This is a genomic window from Mesotoga sp. HF07.pep.5.2.highcov, from assembly GCF_003666285.1.
Taxonomy (GTDB): domain Bacteria; phylum Thermotogota; class Thermotogae; order Petrotogales; family Kosmotogaceae; genus Mesotoga; species Mesotoga prima.
This window is the reverse complement of sequence record NZ_JFHJ01000373.1, coordinates 1-1,989: the sequence shown is the minus strand read 5'-3', so window position 1 is coordinate 1,989 and position 1,989 is coordinate 1. Positions and strand designations below refer to the sequence as shown.

General features: G+C 43.5%; 4 protein-coding genes. All 4 read left to right on the top strand.

Translation table 11 applies throughout. From position 1 onward, the window contains the following. Positions 1–270 (top strand): Maf family protein (locus BG32_RS08095; protein WP_147434889.1); only part of this gene is annotated, 270 nt, incomplete at its 5' end. A 16-nt stretch (positions 271–286) separates the two neighbouring features. After that, complete coding sequence (gene radC, locus BG32_RS08090; protein ID WP_099772284.1) at positions 287–952, top strand: RadC family protein; 666 nt, start codon at positions 287–289, stop codon at positions 950–952. Further along, positions 949–1,497 carry an HDIG domain-containing metalloprotein gene (locus BG32_RS08085; RefSeq protein ID WP_121526657.1) on the top strand — a complete coding sequence of 183 codons (549 nt, stop codon included), beginning with the start codon at positions 949–951 and terminating at the stop codon, positions 1,495–1,497. Before radC ends, BG32_RS08085 begins: the two co-directional genes overlap by 4 nt. A gap of 45 nt (positions 1,498–1,542) precedes the next feature. After that, positions 1,543–1,989, top strand: a 447-nt coding sequence (gene deoC, locus BG32_RS08080; protein WP_121526658.1) for a deoxyribose-phosphate aldolase, incomplete at its 3' end; no start/stop codon positions are given.

Sequence of the window (1,989 nt, the reverse complement as noted above, 5' to 3'; positions counted from 1 at the left end):
ACTCATTCTGTCTTCACCTCAGTTTCCGTAATGTACGAAGAAAGCGAATTCAACTTTGTGGAGAAGACTGACGTAACGTTTAGAGAGGTTCCATCGGAGGTCCTCAAAGAATATGCTGAAAGCGGTCTATCACTTGACAAGGCTGGAGCTTATGGAATTCAGGATTATGGTGCTCTTTTCGTGAAGAGCATAACAGGTGACTTCTATAATGTGATGGGACTTCCAATAGGAAGATTGTGGCATGAGCTACACACGCGGGGGGTAATCTGAATTGGAAGGCCAGATAATGCCTAGAGAGAAACTGTTGGATAAGGGCGCTGGCGCGCTGTCAAACAGCGAATTAATCGCGATTCTTCTTAGAACAGGAATCAAAGGAAAAGACGTACTTCAGCTTAGTGAAGAACTTCTTGGCTACTATGGCTCTCTAACGGCTCTTCTTTCTGCCGAAGTTAACGAACTACTGAATACAAAAGGCCTTGGAAAAGCAAAGGCAGTTTGTTTGAAGGCCGCTCTTGAGCTGGGACAGAGGATCTTCAGAGAAATGACTGAGAAAACGAAAGTTCGGCTGGATGAACCTGAAGGTGTCTACCATCTTTGCCATGATATGGCCTTTATGGATAGAGAAACCGTAAGAGTTATTTCCCTAGACAGCAAACTCAACTACAGAGGATTGAATACGGTTAGTGTGGGATTACTGGATTCCTCACTTCTTCACCCGCGAGAGGTCTACAAACCTGCAATAAGCAGGATGGCCGCTGCAATAATCCTGGTTCATAACCACCCTTCCGGTGATCCATCTCCTAGCAGAGAAGATGAAGGTGTTACTTCAAAGATAAGGGAAGCCGGAGAGACGCTAGGAATCAAAATGCTTGATCACGTTATAATAGGAAGCGGTACATTCTATAGTTTTGCAGCAGGAAGAACATTTAAAGCGGAGGTGGCAGAAAAATGATTTCAAGAGATCACGCAATGCAGTTAATAATGAACAACATACAATCTAAGAATCTTATTAAGCACGTGCTGGCCACCGAGGCGGTAATGAGAGCCCTCGCAGCACGACTCGGCGAGAATGAGGATGTTTGGGCAATGGCAGGACTTCTCCACGATCTTGATTACGAATTCACAAAAGACAACTTCGATCAACATGGTCTGAAGACTGTTTCAATGCTTCAAAACGAAGACTTGCCAGATGAGGTCAGCGATGCGATTCTTGCTCACTGTGAAAAGAAAGAACGGGTCAAGCTAATCGAGAAAGCAATATATGCTGCCGACCCGGTCACAGGATTCATAGTGGCCGCAGTTCTCATTAGAAAGGGTAGCAAACTCTCAGACATTGATGTGAATTTTCTACTAAACAGGTTCAAAGAAAAGTCATTCGCAAGAGGTGCCAGCAGAGAGCAAATGGCCAGTTGTTCGGAATTTGGAATGTCTCTCGAAGATTTCCTTTCTCTTTCTCTGAAAGCAATGCAAGAAATATCTGTTGATTTAGGTCTGTAGTCTCAAGAATATTCTGGTATAGAGAGGTGATGCCATGCTTAAGGGATAATCGAAAGAGAAGTTAGAAGGTACAAAGAGGAGTATTCTCCTATCAAGAGAGAATTACCGGAGAACCTTAATATTGCCAAATTTGTTGATCACACACTCTTGAAAGCAGATGCTACTCCAAAGATGGTGGAAAAATTATGTGAAGAGGCCATTAGGTTTGAGTTCTGGAGTGTTTGTGTGAACACTGGGTATCTTCCTCTGGTTAACAGGTCTCTCAGCGGTAGTACAATAAGAAAAACTGTGGTTATAGGGTTTCCGTTAGGCCAGATGTCAAGAGAAGTGAAGGGATTTGAGACATCCTGGGCATGTGACAATGGGGCGGACGAATTCGATATGGTAATTAATGTTGGTTTGCTGAAATCTGGAGAGTACGAAAGCGTATTTGATGACATAGCTAAAGTGGTAGAATCGGCTCGTGGAAAGACTGTTAAGGTGATTATTGAA

What these genes read in the sequence shown, in the direction of transcription:
- radC (WP_099772284.1), top strand. Translation starts at nt 287, where the DNA reads ATGCCTAGAGAGAAACTGTTGGATAAGGGCGCTGGCGCGCTGTCAAAC.
- BG32_RS08085 (WP_121526657.1), top strand. Translation starts at nt 949, where the DNA reads ATGATTTCAAGAGATCACGCAATGCAGTTAATAATGAACAACATACAA.